At 69.0% G+C, this 1,859-nt stretch carries 2 protein-coding genes; one reads left to right on the top strand and one right to left on the bottom strand.

The annotated features are described in order from the left end of the window. On the top strand, positions 1-1,081 hold a 1,081-nt coding region (locus VGJ14_05845; protein HEY2831929.1), incomplete at its 5' end, for an IS4 family transposase. 265 nt (positions 1,082-1,346) lie between these two features. Here the strand turns inward: VGJ14_05845 and VGJ14_05850 are convergent. Beyond that, complete coding sequence (locus VGJ14_05850) at positions 1,347-1,622, bottom strand: hypothetical protein (protein ID HEY2831930.1); 276 nt, start codon at positions 1,620-1,622, stop codon at positions 1,347-1,349. Between the last annotated feature and the right edge of the window lie 237 nt (positions 1,623-1,859).

The following is a 1,859-nucleotide window of genomic DNA, read 5'->3' on the forward strand; positions in this document are numbered from 1 at the left end:
GAACTGCGGCTATGGGCGGGTGCTGGTCAAGCTGGTGGACGCGCTGTATCACCGCCGCCGCGGGCAGCAGCTGCTGGAGGGGATGCTCGACCCGCACGGCTGGGTGCAGGCCGGGGACGGGCGGCGGTGGCGGCCGCCGAATATTTCCAACCTGGCGCGGGCTCGGTCCAGGTTGGGCGCCGATCCGCTGCACATGTTGTTCGACGAGGTCGCCGGCCCGGTCGGCGGCCCCGTCGCCGACGGGGTGGCTGGGGTGTTCTGCTGTGGGCTACGGGTGGTGTCGGTGGACGGCTCCACCACCGACGTGCCCGACACCACGGAGAACGACGCGTACTTCGGGCGGCCGTCGAACGCGTCGCGAGCGGGGGCGTTCCCGCAGGTCCGGTGGCTGGCCGCGGCCGAGTCGGGCACCGGGGCGCTGATCGGGGCCACGATCGGCCCGTACACGGTCGGGGAGCAGACCCTCGCCCGCGACCTGCTGCCCGCCTTCGCCGACGGGATGCTGGTGTTGGCCGACCGCAACTTTCTGTGCCACACCCTGGCCCGCGACGTGCTGGCCACCGGGGCGCACCTGCTGTGGCGGGTCTCGGCGTCGTTCACGCTGACCCCGACCCGAGTGTTGGGCGATGGCAGCTACCTGGCCCGGCTGCGCCCGCGCCGTCGGGCCGACGGCCCGGCGATCACCGTGCGGGTCATCGAGTACACGGTGCACACCAGCGCACACGGCGGTGATGTCGAGGAGTCCTCGGAGCTGTTCTGTCTGGTCACCGACCTGCTCGACGTCCAGGCCTACCCCGCGTTGGACCTGGCGGGCGCCTACCCGATGCGCTGGCAGTGTGAAACGGTGATCGGGCACCACAAAACCGACATGGGTGCGGGCATGGCGGTGCTGCGCAGCAAAGATCCCGAGGGCGTGGCCCAGGAGATGTGGGCGCTGTTCGCGGTCTACCAGGCCATCCACACCCTGATCGGCGCCGCGGCCGACGCCACCGGCATCCCACCGGAAAAGATCAGCTTCCCGCACGCGCTGGCCGCCGCGACCGATTCGGTCACGGCGGGCTTTCCCCCCTCACCAGGCTGACCTGGCCCTGGCCACCTTCCTGCTCAAGATCCTCGACCCGGCCTTCCACGTCCGCGACCGACCCGACCGGGCCAGCCCACGAGCCACCAAGAAAGCCGGCGACTTCCCCGCCCGCAAAGACCGACCCAGCGTCGTCCACGTCACCCGACGACTACAGATCCACTGCCTCCGACCCAACAGCCCACTGTTGATCAACTAAAGCAAGGCCATTGGCCGGGGTGGCCGTGGCGCCGCCCGACGATTCGTGGCCGCGAGGACCACATCCTCACGCCTTCACCGCATCCGCCTCCGGTTCTTCATCGGCCTCGTGGATCGTGCTGCGGTAGGCACTCGATAATGCGGTTGATCCGGCGCAGCAGCCAATGCTCGGGAAGCGGGCGGATTCCACCTTCTCGATGAGAATCTCGACATACTCGTCGAGCATGTGGTGCGGGATCACCGCCTCGATGAGGTCGAGATCAGTCGTGCTGGGGTAGGTGTCGGTGCGCACCTTCCGCATCAGGTAGGTGACAAACCACGATCTCGCGTCGTCTCGGCGCACGTTTCCCTCCTCGAGGTCACTCCGGCGTGCGGGCAACGTGGCTGCCGGGTGCCGGTCTGAACGGTGCGGGTCCTGCCGGCAGCAGGAGAGGCTTTTCGCCGAGGGTTCTCCGCAGGTCGACCCTGGGGGTGGTGGTGGCGAAGAGTCGTCATCCAGCGGTGGGGCGTCGGTGAATCGCACGCTCACCCCGAGGCGGCCCAACTCGTCGAGCACGATGACCTGGTAGGCACCTGGTAG

It is taken from the genome of Sporichthyaceae bacterium (assembly GCA_036493475.1).
Lineage (GTDB): Bacteria > Actinomycetota > Actinomycetes > Sporichthyales > Sporichthyaceae > DASQPJ01.